Source organism: Corynebacterium riegelii (genome assembly GCF_001263755.1).
In the GTDB taxonomy this organism is placed as follows: Bacteria; Actinomycetota; Actinomycetes; order Mycobacteriales; family Mycobacteriaceae; genus Corynebacterium; species Corynebacterium riegelii.
Genome location: NZ_CP012342.1, coordinates 1,975,652 through 1,999,788, shown reverse-complemented (window position 1 = coordinate 1,999,788; position 24,137 = coordinate 1,975,652). Strand labels below are relative to the sequence as shown.

At 61.0% G+C, this 24,137-nt stretch carries 20 protein-coding genes and 1 pseudogene; 14 read left to right on the top strand and 7 right to left on the bottom strand.

Annotation, left to right across the window (positions count from 1 at the left end):
* Nucleotides 1–72: 72 nt before the first annotated feature.
* Entirely contained in the window at nucleotides 73–1,299 is a 1,227-nt protein-coding gene (locus tag AK829_RS09660; RefSeq protein WP_083439767.1) for an IS1249 family transposase, read from the bottom strand.
* Between the two features lie 372 nt (nucleotides 1,300–1,671).
* Between AK829_RS09660 and AK829_RS12560 the strand changes: the two genes are divergently transcribed.
* The 8 genes and pseudogenes from AK829_RS12560 (at nucleotide 1,672) to AK829_RS09625 (ending at nucleotide 9,756) form a co-directional block, all read left to right on the top strand.
* Nucleotides 1,672–1,830 (top strand): hypothetical protein, encoded by a 159-nt coding sequence (locus AK829_RS12560; RefSeq protein ID WP_157045345.1) that lies wholly within the window; start codon nucleotides 1,672–1,674, stop codon nucleotides 1,828–1,830.
* 95 nt (nucleotides 1,831–1,925) lie between these two features.
* Entirely contained in the window at nucleotides 1,926–3,368 is a 1,443-nt protein-coding gene (locus AK829_RS09655; protein ID WP_052205650.1) for an MFS transporter, read from the top strand.
* Nucleotides 3,365–4,578, top strand: a pseudogene (locus AK829_RS09650) (glutaminase); the annotation flags it as partial. The gene AK829_RS09655 and the pseudogene AK829_RS09650, both read left to right, overlap by 4 nt.
* Nucleotides 4,579–4,988: 410 nt before the next feature.
* Nucleotides 4,989–5,660, top strand: a complete 672-nt coding sequence (locus AK829_RS09645; protein ID WP_052205649.1) for a hypothetical protein — start codon at nucleotides 4,989–4,991, stop codon at nucleotides 5,658–5,660.
* 34 nt (nucleotides 5,661–5,694) lie between these two features.
* Nucleotides 5,695–6,399 carry a hypothetical protein gene (locus tag AK829_RS09640; protein WP_052205648.1) on the top strand — a complete coding sequence of 235 codons (705 nt, stop codon included), beginning with the start codon at nucleotides 5,695–5,697 and terminating at the stop codon, nucleotides 6,397–6,399.
* A 34-nt stretch (nucleotides 6,400–6,433) separates the two neighbouring features.
* Nucleotides 6,434–7,195, top strand: a complete 762-nt coding sequence (locus AK829_RS09635; protein WP_052205647.1) for a hypothetical protein — start codon at nucleotides 6,434–6,436, stop codon at nucleotides 7,193–7,195.
* A 100-nt stretch (nucleotides 7,196–7,295) separates the two neighbouring features.
* Complete coding sequence (locus tag AK829_RS09630) at nucleotides 7,296–8,537, top strand: ATP-binding protein (RefSeq protein ID WP_052205646.1); 1,242 nt, start codon at nucleotides 7,296–7,298, stop codon at nucleotides 8,535–8,537.
* Nucleotides 8,538–8,547: 10 nt separating this feature from the next.
* A complete protein-coding gene (locus tag AK829_RS09625; RefSeq protein WP_052205645.1) occupies nucleotides 8,548–9,756 on the top strand; it encodes an alpha-amylase family protein in 1,209 nt (402 codons plus the stop codon).
* A gap of 296 nt (nucleotides 9,757–10,052) precedes the next feature.
* On the opposite strand, the gene AK829_RS09620 is transcribed toward AK829_RS09625, so the two are convergent.
* On the bottom strand, nucleotides 10,053–10,667 hold the full coding sequence (locus AK829_RS09620) for a hypothetical protein (RefSeq protein ID WP_052205644.1): 615 nt from the start codon (nucleotides 10,665–10,667) through the stop codon (nucleotides 10,053–10,055).
* A 78-nt stretch (nucleotides 10,668–10,745) separates the two neighbouring features.
* A complete protein-coding gene (locus AK829_RS09615) occupies nucleotides 10,746–12,116 on the bottom strand; it encodes a M20/M25/M40 family metallo-hydrolase (RefSeq protein WP_052205643.1) in 1,371 nt (456 codons plus the stop codon).
* On the opposite strand from AK829_RS09615, the gene amn reads away from it, so the two are divergent.
* Nucleotides 12,115–13,488 (top strand): AMP nucleosidase, encoded by a 1,374-nt coding sequence (amn, locus tag AK829_RS09610; RefSeq protein ID WP_052205642.1) that lies wholly within the window; start codon nucleotides 12,115–12,117, stop codon nucleotides 13,486–13,488. The two genes, AK829_RS09615 and amn, sit on opposite strands and share 2 nt — an antisense overlap.
* A gap of 235 nt (nucleotides 13,489–13,723) precedes the next feature.
* Here the strand turns inward: amn and AK829_RS09605 are convergent, their stop codons facing one another.
* On the bottom strand, nucleotides 13,724–14,644 hold the full coding sequence (locus AK829_RS09605) for a hypothetical protein (protein ID WP_052205641.1): 921 nt from the start codon (nucleotides 14,642–14,644) through the stop codon (nucleotides 13,724–13,726).
* 25 nt (nucleotides 14,645–14,669) lie between these two features.
* Between AK829_RS09605 and AK829_RS09600 the strand changes: the two genes are divergently transcribed.
* The 3 genes from AK829_RS09600 to AK829_RS09590 are packed head-to-tail and all read left to right on the top strand — an operon-like array spanning nucleotide 14,670 to nucleotide 17,585.
* Nucleotides 14,670–15,620, top strand: coding sequence for a Sir2 family NAD-dependent protein deacetylase (locus AK829_RS09600; RefSeq protein WP_052205640.1), 951 nt, complete (start codon nucleotides 14,670–14,672; stop codon nucleotides 15,618–15,620).
* A gap of 5 nt (nucleotides 15,621–15,625) precedes the next feature.
* On the top strand, nucleotides 15,626–16,765 hold the full coding sequence (locus AK829_RS09595; protein WP_198147761.1) for a glycosyltransferase 87 family protein: 1,140 nt from the start codon (nucleotides 15,626–15,628) through the stop codon (nucleotides 16,763–16,765).
* A complete protein-coding gene (locus tag AK829_RS09590; RefSeq protein ID WP_052205638.1) occupies nucleotides 16,698–17,585 on the top strand; it encodes a CAP domain-containing protein in 888 nt (295 codons plus the stop codon). The genes AK829_RS09595 and AK829_RS09590 overlap by 68 nt, the downstream gene beginning before the upstream one ends.
* A 380-nt stretch (nucleotides 17,586–17,965) precedes the next feature.
* Here AK829_RS09590 and AK829_RS09585 read toward each other — a convergent pair whose 3' ends face one another.
* Nucleotides 17,966–19,312 (bottom strand): dicarboxylate/amino acid:cation symporter, encoded by a 1,347-nt coding sequence (locus AK829_RS09585; RefSeq protein ID WP_052205637.1) that lies wholly within the window; start codon nucleotides 19,310–19,312, stop codon nucleotides 17,966–17,968.
* 115 nt (nucleotides 19,313–19,427) lie between these two features.
* Between AK829_RS09585 and AK829_RS09580 the strand changes: the two genes are divergently transcribed.
* Nucleotides 19,428–19,949, top strand: a complete 522-nt coding sequence (locus AK829_RS09580; RefSeq protein ID WP_052205636.1) for a gamma carbonic anhydrase family protein — start codon at nucleotides 19,428–19,430, stop codon at nucleotides 19,947–19,949.
* Here the strand turns inward: AK829_RS09580 and AK829_RS09575 are convergent.
* Nucleotides 19,933–20,994 (bottom strand): ROK family transcriptional regulator, encoded by a 1,062-nt coding sequence (locus AK829_RS09575; protein WP_157045344.1) that lies wholly within the window; start codon nucleotides 20,992–20,994, stop codon nucleotides 19,933–19,935. The two genes, AK829_RS09580 and AK829_RS09575, sit on opposite strands and share 17 nt — an antisense overlap.
* A gap of 107 nt (nucleotides 20,995–21,101) precedes the next feature.
* Here AK829_RS09575 and AK829_RS09570 point away from each other — a divergent pair, with 107 nt between their 5' ends.
* A complete protein-coding gene (locus AK829_RS09570) occupies nucleotides 21,102–22,772 on the top strand; it encodes a DUF885 domain-containing protein (protein WP_052205634.1) in 1,671 nt (556 codons plus the stop codon).
* A 335-nt stretch (nucleotides 22,773–23,107) separates the two neighbouring features.
* On the opposite strand, the gene AK829_RS09565 is transcribed toward AK829_RS09570, so the two are convergent.
* On the bottom strand, nucleotides 23,108–24,127 hold the full coding sequence (locus AK829_RS09565; protein ID WP_052205633.1) for an AbrB family transcriptional regulator: 1,020 nt from the start codon (nucleotides 24,125–24,127) through the stop codon (nucleotides 23,108–23,110).
* Nucleotides 24,128–24,137 lie beyond the last annotated feature (10 nt).

Here is a 24,137-nt window from a genome sequence, read left to right as displayed (position 1 = left end):
TGTCGATTTAAGTGACAAAATGTGTGCTTTTCGGGGGTTGGAATGGGCCGGGCCCGGGGTGCTGTGCTGGGGTTATGAGCGTCCTGCCCAGCCGTGTCGGATGGCCCAGGAGGGGTTGAAGTCGGTGTCGATGCCGGTGTCGTAGACTTTCGGCCGGCCGTCGGGTGAGTTGGCTTGGTCGCGTTCACGCATGTGTGCCTGGCGGGCGTGTGCGTAGCCTTTGCGGCCGAAGTCTTGCTCGATTGCTAGCGCCAGCGGGTCATCGTGGTGTTGGGTGTGCAGGTAGAGCCACCAGTCCATGATGATTCGTTGGTGTTCGTCAAATGTGCCGCGGTGGGCTCGGGCAAGGTGTTTCAGTTGTGCGTTTATGCCGCCTTCCAGGCTGTTTGTGGTGGTCTTTAGCTCGGTTGTGGTGTGTTTTGGTGGGTTGAGCCAGACGAAGAGGTGGCCTTGTTGGTAGAGGCGCTCGAACCGGCGGTAGGCTCTGCGGGCTCTGGGGTGGGTGTACCACCATTGCTGGTTGTCGCGGATGCGTTTTGGGATCTCTTCTGGGGCGACTTGGTTGCGGTAGGTGCGTTGTTTGAGCCAGTCACCGTAGAGGTCATGGAAGCGGTTGAGGCGAAGTACCCAGGTAATTGCCTGGTCACGGGTGGTGATGTGGGTTAGCTGGTTGCCGAGGCGAAGGAGTGCTTTGTGCGCGGTGATTGTTGGTTGGCGTGTGGTGTCTTTGATGGTGTCGCGGCGTACGTGGACGAGGCAGCGTTGGATGGAGGCGTTTGGCCAGCATTGTTTGATGGCCTTGTTTGCGCCACCGGAGCCGTCTGTGGTCACGACTAGGGGTTCGGCGATCAGGTCGAAGAGTTTGGCGTAGTCGTAGGCGGTTTCTCGTGTGCACCAGTGCCAGGCAACGACGTGTTCGCTGGTTGCAGCGACAAGCAGGCATTTTTTGTGGAAGTAGGTGCCGTCAATAAACAGCTGGTCGTAGACGCGGTACGGGTCTGGTTTGCATGGGACGATGATGAACCAGAAGTAGGTGAACCAGCGGATCAATGTGCGCCTGGAGACGTTGTGTGCAGCAGCCACAGCGTCGAGGGGACGCTGGCCGGTGATCCAGTCGATGAAGATGGCAAACCGATATGCGCTGGTCTTAGCCGTGTTCGGGTTGGTGAAGGTGTGCCCGCAGTGTGTACAGCGCCATCGCTGTTTTCCGCTGGAGGTGGTGCCCATTTTCGTGGCGGTGTGCTCGCATGCCGGGCATAGGGGCCTGTTGTGTTTTCTCTTCCTGTGTTGAGTTGGCATGCAGCTGGTTTAACAGCTTGCTGTCGTAGCACATCCAACGCCTGAAGTGGTGGACCTTCCGGTCTATGGTCGGGAATCCCGATTCAACGAGCACTCTCCCGCCGTAGGCCCAGGCAGGACCGGGAATCCATATCCAAAAAAGCACACATTTTGTCGCTTAACCCGTTTAGAACGCGTTTGTAGCTACCTACACTCGGCTACCTTTGCAAAAAACGCCTGGTAGCTGCGTGTAGGTAGCTACAAACTTTCCCGGGGTAGACGTTGTAAACGGGGGCCCTGATAAATATAATTCCCGAAAATCAGGACGCTTGGCTTAACTGAAAGCAAAGCTGTGACCGTCATAAACATCTCCGGTCGTAAAGGATTCAAAATATGGTAGCCACCGCACTCTCCGCAGTCTTGGGTACTCTTTCTTCCATCGCTCTGATTTGGTCCGTTCTTGAAGTTTTCACCGTGACTCAGCAGCGCCCGGGCATCGCTATCCCGGACGCCGTTCGTGTTGCAGCTGCGAAGTACGGCATCCACTTCTAAGCATTCGTACCCGCGAACGTAAATAGGTCCTGCTTTCTGGCAGGGCCTATTTCTTATTTGCGGCACGCCGAAACAGGGACGAAAATACTCCCACTATGATCACGCCTTCACCATTTTCCGACGCCTCCGAAAAGCGCCAGCGCTGGATGTTCTTTGCCATCATTTCGCTGGGTCTGTTCATGATCAGTTTGGACAACTCGATTATGTATACGGCGTTGCCGTCGATTACGGAGCAGCTTGGGGCGTCGCAAAGCCAAGCCCTATGGATCATTAATGCCTACCCGCTGGTGCTCTCCGGCCTGCTGTTGGGCACGGGCACGCTGGGGGACCGGGTGGGGCACCGCCTGATGTTCATGGTGGGGCTGATTGTGTTCGGTGCGGCCTCGCTTATGGCGGCGTTTTCGCCGACGCCGGAGATGCTGATCGCGGCTCGCGCCTTCCTGGGCATCGGTGGGGCGACGATGATGCCGGCAACGTTGGCGCTAATCAGCCTGACATTTCCGTACGGCCAGGAACGCAACACGGCGATTGGTTTGTGGAGCGCGGTCGCAGTGGTGGGTAATGCCATGGGCCCTGTGATTGGTGGGCTGCTGTTGGCGAAATTCTGGTGGGGCTCGCTGTTTCTGATCAACGTGCCGGTGGTCATCATCGCACTGGTGGCTACTGCGCTACTCGCGCCGCCGAATGTGGCGAATAAGGCGAAGAAATGGGACGCAACGTCCTCTATCTACTCCCTCATCGCCCTGTTGGGCATGACCGTGGCCATCAAGCAGGCGGCAAATCCAGAGCGCACGACCGTGGTCATGGCGGCTGCTGTGGTGGCGATGCTCTTGTTCGGCCTGCTGTTCCACTACCGGCAGCAGCGCCTGACGGATCCGCTGCTCACACTGGATATTTTCCGTTCCCCGATCTTTTTAGGTGGCGTGATTGCGGCGGGCGGAAGCATGTTCGTCTTCATCGGTGCGGAGCTGCATACGGTGCAGAAGCTGCAGCTGATTAATGGCTATTCGCCGCTGCACGCCGGCCTTGTCATCATTGCGATGGCGCTTGGTGCACTGCCCGCGTCCATCCTCGGCGGCGCAAACCTGCACCGTATTGGTTTTCTGCCGTTGGTGTCGGGTGGGTTCGTGGGCGGTGGCGTCGGTACGCTGCTGCTCATCGCTGGGGAGAAGACCGGATCCCTGCCGCTGGAGATCCTTGCGTTGGTACTGCTTGGGTTCAGCCTGGGTTTGGTGATGAGTGTGGCGTCGACGGCAATCATCGGTTCCGCACCCGCGCACCGCTCCGGCATGGCCGCCGGCGTGGAAGAGGTGGCCTACGAGTTCGGCGCGCTGATCACCGTGGCCATTACCGGTGCGCTGATGGCACGCTGGCTGGCGCTGGGGGAACCGACCATGGGGTACGAGGCGGCGTACGTTGACGCATACCAGGACGTGTTGTGGCTGGTTGCAGGAATTTCGCTGCTGTTCGGCCTCATCACCTGGGTGTGTTTCTATAAAAACCCGAAGACGGCTTCGGACCTAGACTCGGCTACATGACATCGCCGGTAACGCAGTACCTTCACACCATGTTGGATGCGGTGCGCGACCAGGACGCTGGTGAGCGCGCCGATTACATCGAGAAACTCAAAAACGCTGACCCAGACAAGTTGGCGTTGGCGCTTTGTACTATCGACGGCCACGTTTACTCCGCCGGCGACACCGACTATGAGTTCTCCATCCAGTCCATTTCCAAGCCCTTTGTCTACGCGCTGGCTCTGGATATGTACGGCGCGGAAGAGGTGCACACATACGTCGGCGTAGAACCCAGCGGTGAGGCGTTCAACCAGCTCTCCCTGGACAGCAAGGGGCGCCCAGCGAATCCGCTGATTAACGCGGGAGCCATTACGGTCAATCAGTTGATTGGCGGTCCTGAGATGGCCGTGGATAAGAGAGTGGAAAAGATCCGTGACTACTTCTCCCGCCTGGCGGGCCGCGAGCTGGCTGTGGATCAGGAGATCTTTGAGTCTGAAATGTCCACCGCGGACCGCAACATGGCCTTGGCGCACCTGCTGCGTGAGGCGGACATGGTCACTGACCAGCCGCATGAGGCCGTATCCAGCTACATCAGCCAGTGTTCCGTGCTGGTCACGGTAAAGGATCTGGCGCTGATGGCCGCCACTTTGGCAAACGGTGGCACCCAGCCGGTGACGGGGGAGAAGATCCTGACCGCTGAGGCCTGCCGGGTCACGCAGGCGGTGATGGTCTCTGCCGGCATGTACGACGCTTCCGGCCGCTGGATGGTCAACGTGGGTATCCCGGCGAAGTCCGGCGTTGCGGGCGGTTTGATTGGCACGATGCCGGGACAGCTTGGCATTGCCTCGCTGAGCCCCCGTCTGGATGCGCAGGGCAATTCGGTGCGCGGCGTGAAGCTGTTCCGGGAGCTGTCCAGCGCGCTGGATCTGAACCTGGTGTCCTCCAATTTCTACTTCGCGCCGGGCATCCGCTCCGTGTCCAGTGTGGACGGCGCGACGGTAGTGGAGCTGCAGGGCATGATCAACTTCGCCATCGCAGAAAAGAACTTGTATGCGTTACGACGCATGCGTTTCGCCCCCGCCTCGTCCTCGACGTCTCCCGCGTGACCTCCTTTAACAAGGCGGGCCGCGACCTGATCAAGGACGGCCTGATGCAATTCCGGGACCAGGGCGTGGACGTGTCCATCTATGACCCGGACCAGGCGATGAGTGACTACGAGTTTTCGGACGGCACCACCGCGCGCGCCATCCGCGAGTTCACCACGTCCTTCTCCGTGCCCGGCACACGCGACGAGGTGCTGAGCGCGTTTACCAAGCCGAACGAGTGGTTCGACGGTGAAGACAATGAGTTTGACGGGCTTGACGGGTTTGCTGAGTTTGAATCTGCGGATGTGGAGGAGTCCGACGACGGCACCCGCGTGGTGTGGAAAGCCGACGAAGACGATGACGCCGAGCTGGTTTTCGACTTCCACGACGACGAGTCCGGCTCCGGCCAAACCAAAGTCAGCCTCACGCGCAGAGGTGCCGGATCGGAGGAGAAAGGCTATGCGGATGCGGCGAAAGGCTGGCGCGAGCGTCTAGCCAAGGGGCTGCAACCGTGGCTGAAGCGTGGCGAAGAAACCGATTCTGCTGAAAAATAGGGCGCATGATTCCTTCCCGAACGCGCAACATGCTTGGAGCGACCGTCGTCGCTTCTGCGTTGCTGCTTGGGGCCGGCTGCAGCGCTGGTGGGGAAGGCGCTGTGCCGTACTCGCAGCTTTTTAACGGCGTCACGTACAAAGGCGAGCCGATTATTCCAGCTCCACAGGAAGACATGGAAGAGATGCTAGAAGCCTTCCTCGCCTCGGAGGCGGAAGGGTATGAGGAGCAGCTTGACCCACCCGAGTGTGCTGAGCTGTATAGCGACCAGGGCCACGAGCTTGATCTTGAAAACTTGTCCCTAGATAAGACCGCCCTCGGTGCAGTTAAGCTCGACAACTTTTCCGTCCGGGTTTACAGCGAGAACGTATACGTCAACCCCGAGGCGAAAAAGACACCCCAAGATGACCCTGAGTTAGCCGAAGCATGCCAGGACTTCTCCGTCACATCGGATCAGGGCACCATACATATCCACGTTGACCCGATTCCGTTTAAGGGCAATACGGACAGAGGTTATGCCCACAAGCAGGTGACCGAAAGCGATGGCATGGAGTATGAAGGCTTCTACACAGCCGCTTGGAAAAACGACGCTTTTGTCACGCTCTACCACTCGGCGGTTGACCAGGAATCTATCGACGCTGGGTTTGAAACCCTGAACATGGTCCTCGACCGCCTGTAGACCGCTTGTAACCTCCAGAACCCAAAGGAGCAACATGTCCACCATCCGCCAGTGCAAAAAGCTTGGAAGTGTCCTCGTAATATCCTCGCTGCTGCTTGCGGCCGGCTGCAGCACCAGTGGGGAAACGGGTGGCCAAGAAGCTGCCGCACCTGCCGCCTCGGCTGTGCCTTACCCGCAGCTTCTTGAGGGCATCACGTACAAAGGGCAGCCAGTTGTTGTGGCTTCGCCGGAGGAGCTGGAAGAGACGATACAAACTTTCGGTGAATGGGGACCGGGCGGGTTCGAAATACAGCTTGACCCACCCGAATGCGGACCGCTGTATGGGGGCGATGGCCTGAAATATAATTTTGAAAAGCTATCCCCAGAAACGTTCACAGTTGCTACTGCTGAGACCGATGGGTTTTCCGTCAGGGTGTACAACAAGGACGCCTACCTCAACCCGGAGGCGAAGAAGCTGCCCCAGGATGATCCGAAATTGGCCAAAACATGCCAAGACTACTCCATTACAACGGAGTACGGCACCATACAGAGCCACATTGAGGCGCTTCCGTTTAAGGGCAATACGGACAGAGGCTACGCCCATATCCAAACCAGCCAGAGCGACGACATGGAATATGAAATGTTCTATACAGCCGCCTGGAAAAACGACGCTTACGTCACGCTGTCTCACACGGCAGTTGACCCGGAATCCATCGACGCAGGGTTTGAAACCCTAAACATGATCCTCGACCGCTTGTAGACCGCTTGTAACCTCCAGAACCCAAAGGAGCAACATGTTGACTTCCCGCACGTTCAAGAAGATTGGAAGCACCCTCTTTACAGCCTCGCTGTTGTTCGCGGCGAGCTGCAGCACTGATGGCCAAGAAGCTGCAGCGCCAGCCGACCCGGAAGCGTCGGCGGTGTCTGCTGAAACTAGTGCAGCGGACGCCGCAACAACCGAAACATCTGCCGCCCCGGATGTGGATTTCTCGCAGCTTCTAGACGGCGTTACCTACAAAGGCCAGCAAGTCCTCGCAATTCCGCAGGAGGGGATTGAGGACTACATACGACAAGCGCGGGAAACAGAGGTTGATTATGACGCGCAGTTTGACCCACCCGAGTGCGCCGATGCGTTTGAGCACAACGCAGAGGATTACGACCCCGAAAAGCTGAGCTTGGAAACGATGACTATTGGTGACCTGCAGACGGACGGGTTCTCCCTCGTCGCGTTCAGTAGGGACGCGCTCAAAGACGGTATCGACGCTACGTGGGACCCGTCAGACTTCTCCAAGTGCCAGAAGTACTCTTACACCGCACCGGGGCTTGGCACGATGCACGTGAGCATCGAGGAGCTTCCGTTTGAGGGCAACGTGGAGAATGGGTACGCGATTATCCAGCGAATTGAGGATGATGGTTCAGGCCTTGAGCCTCTTGACGTCTACAACACGGTCGCTGTGAAAAACGGTGCGCAGGTCAACGTCAACCTCACCGTGGTCACCGATGAAAACATCGCGGCTGCCAACGAAACGCTGAACATGGTGCTAGACCGCTTGTAGGCAGCTTGTGGGCCGCGAACGGGCTGTGTGCGGAACATAAGTAGTCTTCAACCAGGAAAATAAGTAGCGTTCAGAACGGAAAATTGGTAGCGTTCGCGCTATGGGTTACTTGACAAGAGTTGTGGACATGCAGCTTGACCAGCTCTTACCGTACGTTTCTGCGATTGCCATCGAGGGTCCAAAGGGCGTCGGCAAAACAGAGACAGCCGCGCGCCGGGCGAAGACGGTGCTGAGGTTGGATGAAAGCGCGGATGCCGCTGCGTTGGCCTCGGATCCTTCGTTTGGCTCGTTTCCAAAACCGTTGCTCATTGATGAGTGGCAGGTAGAACCACAGTCCTGGAACCGGGTGCGTAGAGCGGTGGATGATGGCGCGGAGGCAAGTAGCTTTCTGCTGACGGGTTCCGCGACTCCGGTGACAGGCACTGATACGCATAGTGGCGCCGCTCGAATCATTTCGTTGCGCATGCGCCCGCTGGCTTTGTTTGAGCGCCCTGGATGGCAGGCAACTATTGGTTTGCGGGACCTCTTTCAAGGGACGGCTGAGATCAGCGGTTCCACGGAGAAAACGCTGACTGATTACATCGAAGCCATTGCCAGCGGTGGTTTCCCTGGCTTCATGCAGGCACCCCAGCTGGTGAGGGAACAGCAGCTGGATTCCTATTTAGCGCGGATTGTGGATAGGGACTTGCCGGATCAGGGATATACGGTGCGCAATGCGGCGTCGTTAATGAACTGGCTGGCGGCGTACGCGGCGGCAAGCTCTACCACGACGAGCTACCAGGAGATTCTGGACGCGGCTACGCCTGGGGACGCGGACAAGCCAGCAAAGACCACCACCATGAAGTACCGCGAAAAACTTGCAGAGATTTGGATGCTTGATCCGGTGCCTGCATGGGATTTCCGTCGATCACCGTTTGCCGGTTTGGCACGTGCGCCGAAGCACCAGCTGGCGGACCCTGCGTTTGTGCTGCGGTTGTTGAAGATTCCAGCGAAGAAATTAAGCACCCGCTTTAACTACATGCTGGGGCCGCTGTTTGAGTCGCTTGCTACATTGTCGGCTCGGGTTGCTGCGCAGGCAGTGTTTGGCAATGTATCGCATTTCCGCACGTCCAAGGGGGACCGGGAAATTGATCTGATTGTCCAGAACGCGGACGGGGACATCATTGCCATTGAGGTCAAGCTCAGCGTGGATGTGGATGATGAGGATGTGCGACACCTGCTGTGGTTCCGCGAGCAACTTCCAGAGGATGTGGTGGACACCGTAGTGTTGACTACCGGGACGCGGGCGTATCGGCGCGCGGATGGGGTTGCGGTGATCCCACTGGCCATGTTTGGCCCCTAGACTGGCCAGCATGATTGACAACACAATTTGGTGGCACGTCTATCCTCTCGGTGCGACGGGGGCGCCGATTCGAGACCGCGGGGACAACCCGCAGGATGCCGCCCACCGCCTGCCCAAGTTGGAGGCGTGGCTGGATTATCTGATTGAGCTGGGCTGCAATGGCCTGCTCTTGGGTCCGATTTTTGAGTCGGTGGGCCACGGTTACGACACGTTGGATTACTACACAATCGATTCCCGCCTGGGCACCAACGAGGACTTCGATCACCTTATGGCCGCCTGCAACGAGCGCGGCATCCGCGTGATGTTGGACGGCGTGTTCAACCATGTCGCCCGCACACACCCGTGGGTGGCGGAGGGCCTGGCCGGCGATACGGATTGGGAGGGCCACGCGGAGCTTGCCACGCTGCACCACGCTGACCAGCGGGTCAAGGACCACGTGGTGGACATCATGTGCCACTGGCTACGCCGCGGTATTGCGGGTTGGCGTCTGGACGTTGCGTATTCCGTCCCGCCCGAGTTCTGGCGCGAGGTGCTCGCCCGGGTCCGCGAGGAGTTCCCGCATGCGATGTTTCTTGGCGAGGTCATCCACGGCAACTACGCCGAAATCACCCAAGCCGGCACCCTGGATGCCGTCACGCAGTATGAGCTGTGGAAGGGCATCTGGTCTTCGCTGGTAGATGGGAATTTTTGGGAGCTTGCGCATGCGCTTGAGCGTCATAACGCAATCGCCCAGCAGGTGCTGACCAACACGTTCATTGGTAACCATGACGTGGACCGGATCGCGTCCAAGGTGGGGCAGGACAAGCTGCCGCTGGCCATGGCGATTCTCATGATGGTGCCCGGCATGCCCAGCATCTATTACGGCGATGAGCAGGGCTTCGAGGGCCTGCGCACGGAGGGTTTCGCCGCCGACGACAGCGTCCGCCCGCCGCTGCCTGACCACCCAGGTGAGCTCTCTCCGATGGGTTGGTGGATCTACAGGCAGTGGCAGGAGCTTATTGCTTTCCGACGCCAAAACGCCCCCCTCACCCACGCCACCCTCGAAGTCCTCGACAAAACCAACGAAACGATCAGCTTCGTCTGCCGCACCGGCCCTGACGCTGGTTTCGGCGATGATGCTGGTTTCGACGAGCGGCAGATTCAACTCGACGCGTGGCTCACGCCAACCCCGGGTGTGCGCATCCACGCGGACGGCAACACCCTCTACGAGTGGACCTAACCAGCGCGCTAACCAGGGACGGGCGAACCGCCCAGCCGTACCGCCCGGCCGTGACGCCCTCTCGGAACAAATATGCAGGGGAAGATATGCAGGAGTAATGGTCAGAGCGTTTTTTCAATAAGAGGGCCGTTAATGAAAATGGCCCGTGACCTGCAGACCTGCATATCTTCCCCTGCATATCTGTGTTTCCCGAGGTGCCGCGGGCCGCGCCCGAGGCCGTGCCATCGGGCCGCCGGGGAGATTTCCGCGGGGTCCGGGTTAGTTGAGCGGTTAGTTGAGCCGGTTAGTTGATGCGGTTAGTTGATGCCAGGCACCTTGACGTTGAAGAAGTCGAGGATGGCGGCTAGGGCTTGGCGAAGCATCGCCAAGACATCCGGCAACACCACAGTGCCAACGCCATTGACCGGGACCTCGAAGGACGGCGCGCCGGCAAGGGCGAGCACGATGGTGTTCTGCGCCGCCGGTGCCGCAGGTGCGGGGGCCTGCTGCTGCTGCGGCTGGCCCTGCTGGCCTTGGCGCGGTGCCTGCTGCTGCGGCTGGCCCTGGTTGTTCTGGGGTGTGCCCTGGTTGTTCTGTGCGGCACCGCCACCAGCGTTGTTGCCGCCACCAGCGTTGTTGCCGCTGCCTTTGAGGCCGCAGCGGTTGGCGGCTTCGTCGACACGCGCGAGCGCATTGAGGATCTGCGGACCGCGGCTGTCAAAGCGGGCGACGGTCTGCGCCTGGCGGACCTTGGAGTTGTAGTCCGCCTCGTTGGTCCAGTAGCGCTTCGCTTGGTCGCAGGAGATGGGGCCGGAGGGGAGTTTCGCCAAAGCGTCGTCAATCATGTCGGCCTGGGCGGCCGGTGCCAGCGCAATCGTGCTGGCCACGGCGGCGCCAAGGGCAAGGGTGCGTGCAGGGAAAGGATTTCGCATGCACGACAGTATGTCACGGAAGTGACGCAAGTGTCACCTGTGACAGCGCGCAAACGCGCGCGAACGCGCTAATGCGCGCTAGAAGCAGAACCGCTCCACCAAAGAGCGGTAGGCGCGGGCGGTGAGGCGGACGTCTTCGACTTCCACGTATTCGTCGTGACTGTGTAGCGTATCCAGCACACTGCCCAACGTCTGGTGGCGCTGGTGCATGGCAAAGCCGTACCCCACACCGCCTTTTCGGCGGCCAAAGCGCAGGTCCGAACCACCCGCCGCCAACGTGGGCACCACCGGTACGCCGGGGAAGAATTCCGCAAACGTGTCCAGAATCGCCTGGTAGAGGGGGCCGTCGGTGGGGGAGACGGTGGCGTCTTCAGTAATCAGGTGGGTGATCTCCACTTCATCGGCCATGTCGCCCAGCGCTTCGACCAACAGCGCGTCAATATCCTCCTGCGTCTGGCCCGGCAGCGGGCGGATATCCATTTCCAACCACGCCACCGACGGCAGCACGTTAATCGCCTGACCTGCGCGAAGCACCGTCTGCGCCAACGTTAAGTGGCTCATGGCGTGCGAGTAACGGGCCAACTCCCCGAGCGCCTCGTAGCCCTCGCCGCGCAGCAGCGCCGCCTCCGTTTCCGGATCAAACTTGAACGCGCGCACGTAACCGGGCCACGGCTCGTCGCTTGTTACCTCAGGCTCCAACGCAGCCACGCGCCTGGCAACCTCTGCAATCTTGACCACCGCAGACTCGCGCCCATGCGGCGCCGAGCCGTGCCCGGCATCCCCATGCACCGTCAACCGACGCTGACCAGCACCTTTTTCTCCCACGACCACGATCAACGCGTCGCTGCCGTCCTCCACAGGCAGGTGGGACCCGCCCTCCTCGGACAAACAGTTGCGCCAGGAAAACGCCTCCGGCTCGTGCTCCGCAATCCATCCGGCGCCCAGGCCGCCGCGGGCCTCCTCGTCCGCCAACCCCACAAACGTTAGGGTCCCGCGTGGCGGCACCCCGCGCATCGCCACGTCACGAACCGCCGCGGCCATGGATGCCGTGATGTACAGCATGTCCGTCGCACCGCGCCCAAAAATCTTGCCGTCTACCTCTTCGGCACCAAACGGATCGCGCGTCCACTTCGGCGCATCCACCGGCACCACATCCGTGTGCCCCAGCAGGGTCAGCGGCTCCGCGGAAGGATCCGAGCCCTCAATCGTAAACGCCACGGACACGCGCCCCGGGTGGGGTTCGAAGTGGCGGATGTGGATGGGCAACGGGGCGTCGGCAAGCAAAAGCCCCTGGCGGAAAAACTCCTCCAACGTGTCCGCATTGCGGACCTCCTGGCCGGAATCGGGCGTGAGATCATTCACGCACGCGTTGCGGATCAGGTCTTTGAGCAGGGCAAGTGCGGCAGCCTCGGGCGCAGGGAGGCCTGGAGTAACTACGGTAGGTTTCATGGACACAGTGCAGGAGCTTAGCTCGCTTTACGACGCCTCCGTCACCCTCGCCCACGACACCCTCAAAACCGGCGAATGGCACCGATACGCCGACGTGCGCTACCCAAAACTGTCCGTAACCGTCAAACACTGGCAACCAATCGACCGCCTCGAACCCTTCGGCTACGTCGACGAAGCCGGCATCTACTCCGCCGTGCTCTCGCGCCCCGACCTCATGGCCGGCTACCTGCGCGCCCAACTTGACGCCTTGACCTCTAACTACGACTGCGACGTCACCGTCACCTACTCCGACGTGAGCATCCCACCCGAATACATCCCCGGCCTAGAAGGGTTCGGGGAACTACCTGCGGAAGCGCGCGAATACGTGCCGCGGCCCGCGCTCGACGCTGTTGATGACGCGATCGTGGACGGCCACTGGGACGCCTTCCACGGCCACGAAAAACCCCTGTTCCACTTCAGCCCCCAACGCTTCGACCTGGCGATTGCACGCCTGCGCCACTACACCGGCATCGACGTAGACACCCTGCAGAAATACATCCTGTTCACCAACTACGCCATGCACGTCACCGAATTCGTGCGCTTCGGCGTGCGCGAACTGGCCAGCCAGGATTCCCGCTACACCCGACTCGTGCTGCCTTCTGGCGAAACCATTTCCGACACCGTCGCCGTCGAAGACCTCGAACTCGGCTCCAAATTCCAAATGCCACGCTACGACCTAGCCACCGAGGGTGGCGACGGCATCACCATGATCAACATCGGCGTCGGCCCCTCCAACGCCAAAACAATCACCGACTGCCTGGCAGTACTGCGCCCAGAGGCCTGGATCATGATCGGCCACTGCGCCGGCATGGACGCCCGCATGCGCATCGGAGACCTCATCCTTGGCAACGCCTACGAACGCCACGACCACCTGCTGGACGGGCACCTTCGACCCGAACTACCCATCCCCGCCGTCCCAGAAATCCAGCGCACGCTGGAGAAATCCGTCGCCCGGGTCTACGGCGACGACACCTCCCTCATGCGCACCGGCACCGTCCTATCCACCGGCGACAGAAACTGGGAATGGAAAGCGCCACGCGACCTTTGGAATTGGCTCCGCGGCTCCACCGCCGCCGCCGTGGACATGGAATCCTGCACCATCGCCGCCAACGGCTACCGGTACCGCGTCCCCTACGGCGCGCTTTTGGCCGTCTCCGATCTGCCGCTGCACGCCGTGCCGAAACTCCCCGCCGGCGCCCAGGCCTTCTACGCCAACTCCAAAGAAGCCCACGTCATGTGCGCCGTGCGCGCCATGGAGAAACTAGCCCGCCGCCCCGAACGCTTGCGCACCCGCAAGTTACGACGCACCATCGGCGAAGTCCCGTTCCGGTAGGGGTGCCGCGTGGGTCCTCCCGCGCGGTGCTCTCGCGCGGTGCTCTCGCGCGGCGCTCTCGCGTCGCCACGGGACCCTCCGAGAACAAATATGCAGGGGAAGATATGCAGGTCTGCAGGTCACGGACCATTTTCATTAACGGGCCCCTTATTGAAAAAACGCTCTGACCAGGGAACCTGCATATCTTCCCCTGCATATCTGTTGAAAAGCGGCGCGAAAAGGGGCGCGAATCAAGTTACGGCACCGCGTCGGGCCCGAAGATGCGGGTAACGGCGGCGTTGAACATGGCAAGGAAGCGTTCGGGTTCGCGCTCCACAAGCCAGGGGGCGACGCGGAGGAAGTCGATGCCGTGGTTGGTGATGTAGTCCTGCCGGAATTTTTCCTTGCGAAACGCCTGGTCGGTGGGGCCGTAGGTGGCGCCGTCCATTTTGACTAGGCCGTCCATTTCAACAGCTAGGCGGTGTCGGTGGAGGAGGTCGACTCGGTAGCGTTTGTCGGTGACTACGGGGTTGACTTCAAGGTCGGTGTAACCGGCGTGGATAAGCAGGCCGCGCATGAACGCTTCGGGTGCGGATTCGGATCGGGTGCTGGCGTGGGCGGCGGCGCAGGCTGCCACGCCGATGCCGGGAACGCGTGGCGACATGGCTACTTCGCGTTGCAAACTGGCCACGGAGAATCCGCCATACTGCACGAGCCAGTCGGCGGTGGTGAGGGCGTGGGGGAAGCCGTCGAAACGCGCGATGTGCAAAAAGGTTTGGAAGGGGCTGGTGGTGGACATGTGGTCGCCACGCACGATGTCGCGGGTGGTGGTTTGGATGTAGCGCACACCGGCGGGCCAGCTGGGGCGCGGCGGGACGGATTTGAGCACTACCTGCACTTCGTGCAGTGGTGTGTTGGCCACCCACATGTCGTTGAGGTAGGCGGAGGCGCGACCGGTTATGACGGCGTTGCGCATGGACAGTCCCACGCAGTAGGCGCGCAGCCAGTGTTGCTGGTTGACGGGCAGCGACAGGTAGGCAACCGCGTCGATGGCGTGCGAAGTGGATAGCGTTTGCAGGCGCCCGCGCTGCAGCGCCTCGTGTGTCTCCCGCGGCAGCGTTCGGTGTACGCGGATGTCTGTGAGTTGTCCCCGAAGTTCCTTTTTCCAATCCCCCATGCCCAACACACTAATCTGAACAACGATGCACCGTACAGATTTCACCGATTTTGATGACCCGGCCGTGGCCATGGCGCACAAAAGCGCCGTGCGGTCGATTGAGCGGGTGGTGCATGAGACGGTGCCGGCGACCCCGCCACAGGAGGCGCTGGAGCAAACCATCAACCAGCTCCAGAACCCGAAAAACCTGGTTATCACGGGTGCGGGCGTGTCCACGGCGTCGGGGATTCCGGATTATCGCAGCAAGAATGGGCGGCTGACCAAGGGCCGGCCGATGACGTTTCAGGAGTTCGCGCATTCGCCACAACAGGTCAGACGTTATTGGGCGCGCGCGTTTGTGGGCATCCGCATGATGCGCGCCGCCGCGCCGAACCGCGCGCATTTTGCGTTGGTGGAGCTGGAGCGCGCCGGGCTGCTGACAGGGCTGGTCACGCAGAATGTCGACGGCCTACACACGCAGGCCGGCAGCCAAAACGTCATTGCGCTGCATGGGGACATGGATCATGTGGTGTGCCTGGATTGTCATACGTTGCATGAGCGTTTGCTTATCGACGCCCTCTTAACCCACGCCAACCCCCACTTCCTCACCCTGGTTGAAAACGAAAACCTAACCATCAACCCAGACGGTGACGTGGAGTTGCCCGCACACTACGTGGAGCAGTTCACCATGATTGGGTGTCCGACCTGCAGAAGTGAACGCCTGAAGCCGAACGTGGTGTACTTCGGTGAGAACGTGCCGAAGGCGCGCCGGGCGCAGGCGGATCGATGGCTGGCGCAGTCTACGGGCGTGATTGCCATCGGCACGAGCCTTGCGGTGATGAGCGGCTACAAGTTCATCATTGACGCTACGAAGCAGGGCAAACCCGTCACTGTGATCAACGGCGGGCCGGGGCGTGGGGATGTGAAGGCGGATACGGTGTGGCGCACCGATGTCGGCGAGGCGTTGGATGAAATCCTTGACGGCGTGGGATTATGACGACCATGACCGTCATAAACGCTGTGATTCTGCTTGCCGCAATTGCGTTTTGCGGTTGGCGCTACAGCGTGAACGCTGGCACGTTGGAAAGCGTCTTCACCAAAGAGGTGCCCTCTGACCTGCAGGTGTATCTGCTTGGTGGGCAGAAGGTGGCCAACCACCAGGATCTCTATGACGGGGATTTGTTGCCCGGGTTGCCGTTTACGTATCCGCCGTTTTCGGGTGTGGTGTTTTCGTGGTTCGGGCTGCCCACGCCGACCCTTGCGTTTTGGTGGAATGCGCTGGCTGTGGTGTTGCTGGGGGTGGTGTGCTACGGGGCGTCGAGAAGCATAAATGCTCCCTTGCTTGCGGTGTTTTTCATCCTGGCAACCGAGCCGGTGCACGCGACCTTGTATTTCGGCCAGATCAACATTTTCCTGATGGCGCTGGTGTGCCTGGATTTTCTGCCGCGCAACCGGCTGCCCGGCATTGGTACGGGCCTGGCCGCGGGGTTGAAACTCACGCCCGCGTATTTCCTGCTGCTGCTGGCGGTGCAGGGCCGGTGGGGCTCGATCGCCATTGCCGGTTTCACCTTCCTGTGCACGGTGGCGGTTGGGTTTCAGCTGGTCCCGGACGCGGCCCGTTTTTGGACTGAGTCCATGTTCAACTCGGATCGCGTGGGCGTGGCGGACAATCCCGGCGCCCAGGCGCTGCGCCAGGTGCTCAGCCGTGAGCTGGGTATTGACTCCACCGCCCTGTGGTTACTCTTGGCGGTTCTGGTCACGGCGATCGCGGCGTTTGGAGCCTATTTTGCTTATCGACGCCACGATCTCCCCCTCGCCGTCGCCCTCACCGGCATGGCGTCCTGCCTGGTCAGCCCGTTTTCTTGGCATCACCACTGGGTGTGGATCGTGCTGCTGGGGTGTGTGGTGTACCGCTGGTGGGGCGCGGTGCCGATGATCGTGCTCATGCTGCCCTTTGTTGCGGACAACGTTGCCTACGGGCTCTTTAGCGTCCCCAACATCGCGTTCACGTTAGTGCCGTTGTGTTTCATGGTTATTTACGCAGGTTACGGTGCCTATCAGCTATGGTTGGAGTATGCGCAAACGTCTTCTCGCGGCAACGCTGACCGCCGCACTCATCGCCGCCCCTCTCCAAACCGCTAACGCTGAACCCGCCCCCGTCACGGGCGTGGAACTCGGTACCACTATTGACGGTGCTGTAGCCGTGAACTCACGTTTTGATTTCACCGAGGCCTACACCATCGGCCTGCCACAGCTGAAGAAGCTGCGCGGCGAGATGTGGGACATCAACCCGCCGTTCAACGGTGTTTCGCTGCGCGAGGCGGCGTTTGCCGCTGGTTTGAAGACCAAGGAGCAATACGTCAACGCCGTCAACATTGATGCGAACTTGACCCGTATCGCCGTCCAGCGCGCAGCGGAGCAGTACGCAACCGGTGGATACTGGGGCGAGCTTTCGCACGACCGCGTAAGGCCTAACGATACTTGGACTGCCACCATTGACGGCAAGCAGTCTTGGGCGGAAATTCTTGCGGCTGGCAAAATGGCTGACGCCATTTCCCAGGGTTGGGGCTATGGCGAGCTGGACGCGTTGAAGAGGGCCAACGGGAAATCCAACCCGAGGAACGGCCACCTTCACACGCTGCTTAACCCCAAATTCCACTACTACGGATTTGGCACGGTCAACGTGTACGAGGGGCGCCAGTTCTATGACTTCTCCGCAGGTCAAGCAAGCGAACATACCCTGGGTGGCGCAGCGCTTCCGGAAGGCAAACAGGCGCTGAACCTGTACCGCCCAGCCCGAGATGGCGAGAAGCCGACGGGCATCCAGGAATACAAGGAGCCGCCGACCGGCCCGCTTGGCGGTGGTTCGAGCTCTGACGCTCGGACGATCATCGGCATCATCGTCTCGATTGTCTCGCTGCTGAGCGTGCTCGCGGGGTTTGCGCAACAGTTCATGCGCTAGGGCTTGAAACGCCCAGGGCACCCGAAACCGACTGCACCAATTCCCAAATTGGTGCAGTTTTGCTTTGAAACACCCAGGTGGGTGCAACTACTCGGGGAATTACTGCACTGGTGCAGCCGGCACGGTCGGTGCGGTCGGCGCAGCCCGGCCTGGCGGGCGTCCCGGCGATCCACGCCGCGGCCCCGGGCAGGGTCCGCAGCACCCCGGAAACACAGATATGCAGGGGAAGATATGCAGGTCTGCAGGTCGCGCACCATTTTCATTAACGGGTGCCTTATTGAAAAAACGCCCTGACCAGGGAACCTGCATATCTTCCCCTGCATATTTGTTACATGTGGGCCAGGTTCAAGACCCAGTTCAAGACCAGATCGAATTCATGGTTACTCGGAGGCTTGATTCACCGGCTCAGCCGTGGCTACCGGCTCAACCGCGGCAGTCGGCTCAGCCTCAACGCCGCTCTCGGCGGCGTCCCAAACCTCCTGGTTCAGGATGCCTTCGCGCTTGGCCACAACGGCGGCAACAAGTGCTTGGCCGGTGACGTTGACGGCGGTGCGGCCCATGTCAATGATCGGGTCCACGGCCAGGAGGAGGCCAACGCCGGCAAGTGGCAGGCCAAGGGTGGATAGCGTCAGGGTGAGCATGACGGTTGCGCCGGTGGTGCCGGCGGTGGCCGCGGAGCCAAGCACGGCGACGATGGCAATCAACAAGTAATCGGTAAACCCAAGCTCAACGCCGTAGAACTGGGCGACAAAGATCGCGGCGATTGCCGGGTAGATGGAGGCGCAGCCGTCCATTTTGGTGGTGGCGCCAAGCGGGATGGCAAAGGACGCGTATTCACGCGGCACGCCCATGGATTCCTCGGTGGTGCGTTGGGTCACCGGCATAACGCCCATGGAGGAGCGGGTGACAAAGCCGAGCGTGGTCACCGGCCAGACCCGCTTGAAAAATCCGAGCACCGGTAGACCAACCACGGCCAGAACCGCGGGGTACAGCACGAAGATGACAAGTGCGAGGCCGAGGTAGATGGCAAAGACGAACTTGCCCAAAGAACCCAAGGCGTCCCACCCGTAGGAAACAACGGCGTTACCAATGAGTGCGGCGGTGCCGATTGGGGCGAGGCGGATGACCCACCACAGCACTTCCTGGATGACCTTCAGCAGGGATTCGGAAACGTTGATGAACGGCTCCGCGGCCTTGCCCACGCGCACGGCAGCGATGCCGATGAGCAGGGAGATCACCAGGATTTGGAGGACGTTGAAGTTGATGGAGATGGCGTTGGCGTCGTTAAGCTTGGCGCTCAAGCCCAAAATGTTTGACGGCACTACCGAGTTGATGAAGCCCATCCAAGAGCCGGTGGAGGAGGGGTCGGCGGCGTTGGCGGCGTCCACGGTGGAGTTCACTCCGGGTTTGACCACTAGGCCAACGATGATGCCGATGATCACGGAGAAGAACGCGGTGATGGCGAACCAGACTAACGTTTGCACTGCTAGGCGTGCGGCGTTGGTGACTTGGCGCAGGTTGGCAATGGAGGTGACCACCGCGGTGAAGACGAGGGCGGGGATGAGCAGTTTGAGTAGCTGCACGTAGGTTTTGCCGACCCAGCTCAAGGCTGCGGCGAGCGCGTTGTCGTCGCCCATGCCGGCGGCGATAAATCCGAGGATCAGGCCGATGATGAGGCCTGCGATGACTTGGGCGCCGAAGCTAGTAGCCCATTTTGGTAGATGCATTGTAACTCCAATAGACAGATCGGTTCATCAGAAACCGAGAATACGCAGTTAACCTACACCATTAGCCGTGGCGTGTCCCAAATCGAGATGAACAGCTCTGTCTTATTCTGGTGGCATGATCTACAGTTTCGAAGGCCACACGCCCCAAATCCATGACACCGCCTGGGTGTCCCCAGAGGCCACGGTGATCGGGCAGGTCACCCTTGGCCCCCATGTCAATGTTTGGCCGGGGGCTGTGCTGCGTGCCGACGTCGGCGTTATCACCATCGGCGCCCACTCCAACATCCAGGACAACTCCGTGATCCACGTGGACACCGGTGGCGAGACGGTCTTGGGGGAGTACGTCACCGTAGGGCATATGGCCATGCTGCACTCCTGCACGATTGATAACGCCTGCCTGATCGGCATGTCCGCCACCGTGCTCAGCCGCTCAGTGGTGGGGGAGGGCACCATCATCGGCGGCGGCGCGGTGGTGCTTGAGGGCCAGGAGATCCCGGCGTTTTCCATCGCGGCGGGCGTGCCGGCGAAGGTGAAGCGTGAGCTGGATCCGGAAACTCGTCAAGCACGCATCAAGCACGCGGAAGGCTACGTTGAGCTGGCCGAGCGCTACCGCACCGGGCTCAAGCGGATCGACTAAGCGGATCGGTCAGCACCAGGTCGAGGGCCACGGCGCGGGCGATGTCGCGGACCATCTCGCGGTGGCCGGGCAGCATGCGCAGGTCAATCTTTGCGTGGTCGCCGGTTGCGCGTACCGCTTGGGCGAAGGGGGCGGGGGACAATGGGTCATCAATAAACGCACTGCCCGCGATGACCACCGTGGAGGGGTTGTGTTCCGTGCACAGCTCACCAACCAGCTGGCCTAGGTTGCGGGCGCGCTTGTCCAGCGCCGGGCGGGTCACGGTCTGGTACTTCGAGTCCGTCACCGCCTGGCGCAGCGACCGAATCTCCGGCTTGTTAATGGTGCTGAGCAGGCCAAAGGTGGTCAGGTCGTCGCGTTCGACGTTGATGTTGTTCACGCCGGCGTCGGTAGTAATGGCGCAGGCTAGTGAATCATCCGCAAACAGGGCGAGGACCGAGGGGTTGGAAAGGTCGCGACTGGACTGCATCTCAGAGCCGACGATGGCCGCGGACACTGAGCTGACCTGGACGGGTACGGAGAATTGCTCGCGCAGCTGGTCGCCCAGCGCGACGTTTTGCCAGTTGAGGTTGGGGGCGGTGACGTGGCCGTCGATAGTCACCGTGCCCGAAGCCGTAACTCCGACGGTGGCCAGGGGGCGATGGATGGTGGCGGTGAGCTTGTTCAGCTCCGCCATGATGTGCTGGATGAAGTCATCCTGGTCTAGCTTTGCCACGGGCAGCTCCGCGTCAACGCAACGCAGCGTGCGACCTTTCAGGTCAAATAGGGCGATGTAGGTGGAGTCGGTGCCGATGGAGATGCCGGCGTGGACCGCTTCCGGCTCTGCCAACTCAAGCGGGACGGTGGGGCGGCCGCGGCCGCGCGTCTTGGCTAGGTCGAAGCGTTCGGTGACGTAGCCGGCTTGCGAAAGTGCGGCGATTGCGCGGGTGATTGTGGGCTGGGATAGTCCGGTGGCCTCTATAAGTTCGGCCCTGGTGGACAGCTGACCGAGCCGTACGAGGTGCAAGCACTTCGCGGCTGGGGTCTGAGGGCGGAGGAAAGCCATGCATAATGAGTACACCATTCTAGACCGCTTTGTCCATTCGGCGCGTAGTAAGCTGTGCAAGGCTGGATTCGTGGTAAAACACGCGATTTGGGCTAGACTGCCTTCCCATGACTGCAACATCCGAGCCCTTGCGTAAGCCATCTCTGCTTGACGCTACCTGCGAGGACTTCGTGTACGACATTGCGGAGCTCGTGCCCACCCTGGGCACGCAACTAGGCATGGAGGGCCTAGACGGTGAGCTGCAAGATTACAGCCCGGAATTCTGGAACTCCGTGGCTGAGCGCATGCGTGACTTGGTCCAGGACATTGACGCCCTGAATGACTCCACGGATGATTCGGACGATGAAGACGACTTTGATGACGTCGACCACCTCACCGCCGCCGTTGTGCGTGACCGCATCACTAGGGAGCTGGAGCTGCACCACAACGGTGAGTGGCTCAGCAGTCTGAACGTTATTGACTCGCCGCTGCAGACTATCCGCGATTCCTTCTCCCTGATGAGCCAGGAGACCCCCGAGGACATTGAGGCGATTGCCTCGCGTCTGTCCAAGGTGCGCGGCGCCCTGCACGGGTATGCGGAGTCCTTGGCGGAGGCGGCGCAGACGGGCAACGTGGCGTCGCATCGCCAGATTGATGCTGTAATTAACCAGGCGGAGGCGCTGGCAGAGGTCGGCTCCCAGCTGGAGCAGCTCGGCGTGGATCCGGAGAGCGCGCCGGTGCAGGACGCCAAGGACGCGTTCGCTGAGTTTGCGGACTGGCTGTCCACAGAGCTGTCCCCGCAGTCCTCCCACGAGGACGCTGTGGGCCGTGACCGCTACGAACTCTTCGCGGGCCTTTTCCTGGGCCGCGACATTGACTGGGACGAGGCCTACGACTGGGCCAAGGAGCAGCTCGCGGAGACCGTGGATGAGCAGGGGCGCTTGGCGTCGGAACTCTATGGCCCTGGCACGACCGTGCTGTCCGCCTACCGCCAGCTCAATGAGGACCCGCGCTACCAGCTGCGCGGTACCGACGCGCTTTTGGAGTGGATGAACTCGGTCAACGAGCGCGCCTTTGCTGAACTCAACGGCGAGGACCTCACCGTTCCGCCTGAGCTGCACAAGGTGGAGTGCGCGATTGACCGCGCCGGTTCCGGCGGCATCTTCTACACCCCGCCTTCAGACGATCTGGAGCGCCCCGGCACCATGTGGTGGTCCGTGCCGCACGGCCAGGAGGTATTCCACACCTGGCAGGAACTGACCACCGTTTTCCACGAGGGCCTGCCGGGCCACCACCTGCAGATTGGCACCGCGCTTCTGCAGCGCCGCAGCATCAACCTGCTGCGCCGCAACCTGTTCTACTCCGGCCACGGCGAAGGCTGGGCGCTCTACGCCGAGCACCTCATGGCAGAGCATGGCTATTTTGAGGATGCCGGCTATCGCATGGGGTTGCTGGATGCCCGCAGGTTGCGTCTGGCGCGTGTGCTTATCGACGTAGGCGTGCACCTCAAAAAACCCACCCCCGACGGATCGGGCATCTGGGATGCCCAGTACGCCAAGGCATTCCTGCGTGACAACTGCGCGCTCGGCGAGGCACAGGTGGCGTTTGAGCTGGACCGCTACCTGGGTTGGCCAGGCCAAGCGCCGTGCTACGCCCTTGGTTTCCGCGACTGGCTGAACCTGCGCGACAAGGCCCTGGAGCAGGGCATGACCCTGAAGCGTTTCCACGACAAGGCGCTGCGCCTGGGCTCAATGCCGATGGACATGCTGGCGTGTGAGGTGCTCAACCACGGCGCTTAGCGCTGGTGGCTAGCGCTGGCGTGTTATGTCCATAGGGTTTTTGGACATGGAGTCCGGTGTCTTTTTGGACACGGAATCCATGGTGTTCTTGGACATTGCTAGCAGGCCACCCGGAAACAGGCTGGCTGCTAGCAGATAACGAAAACAGGCTTGCAAAACCCCAGGTGGAATGTGTAGACACAACACCGTTTTCGTGTTGTGTGCTAGTAGGCCACCCGGAAACAGGCTGCCTGCTAGCAGATAACGAAAACAGGCTTGCATATCCCCAGGTGGATTATGTAGACACAGCACCGTTTTCGTGTTGTCTGCTAGGAGGCCACGACTGAGCTAATTGCTTAGCGCTGGTGCTTCAACCGCAGCAGGATCTGCGGCAAGTAGCCCGCGAACAGCACCACGCAGATCAACCGGATCAGCTGCAGCGTGATCACGGCTGGGCCGGTGCCGCCTTCAGCGGACAGGGCGAGCACGGTTTCAATCGCGCCGGGTGTGGTGGCCAGGTAGCCCTCAAGCGGGATCAGGCCCAGCCACTGAGACATCACCCAGCCCATGCCAGCGCAGGCGGCCATGAGGATGATGATGTAGAGGAACGTGGCTGGCAGCATGCGTGAAAACAGCTTCAGTGATGGCACGCTTAAACCGCCGCCAACCATCCAGCCAATGGCAATGAGCGCGGCAATGGTAACCGGGGCGGGACTGACCACCGGCACCTTAACCACGTAGCCCACCAGCACAGTGAGCAACATCGGGCCGAAGATCGGTGCGTTGGGAAGGCGCAGCAGCTTGCCCAGCGGCTGGCCCACAAAGGCCATGGCGGGAACCAGGATCCACATCCACCACTCGGTAGGCTGCGCGCTGAAGCTGCCATCGCCGGTGGCACCCAGCAGCGAAGCCACCAGTGGCAACGTGAACGACACCACCAGAAGCCGCAGGTACTGCGACAGCGCAACATAGCGCACGTCCGCACCAACCTCGTGGGCGATTGCGGGCATGATGGACGCCCCACCCGCCAACAGTGACAACACGCCTGTCTCACGGGACACCCCGTGGTTGGCCAGGATGATGCCGCCGCCAAACGCCAGCAGGATAATGAACGCCGCGCTGACCAAACCGGGCACAAGGTAGCGCACCAGGTCCGCCGGCGGGATGCCAACCAGCGGCAGGGCCGCCATCACACCGATGATGCCGCGGGCGAACTTGAAAAAGATGTCGTTGACTTCAAGCTCACGCTTGCCAATCAGCGCGGCCGCACCGGAAGCGATGATCGCGCCCAAGATCCACGCCGCCGGCACGTGCGCCCAACTCAGCAGGGCGCCCAGCGCCACGGACGCAGGTACTACGAAAAGCCAACGGTTCACAGCCGCTTAG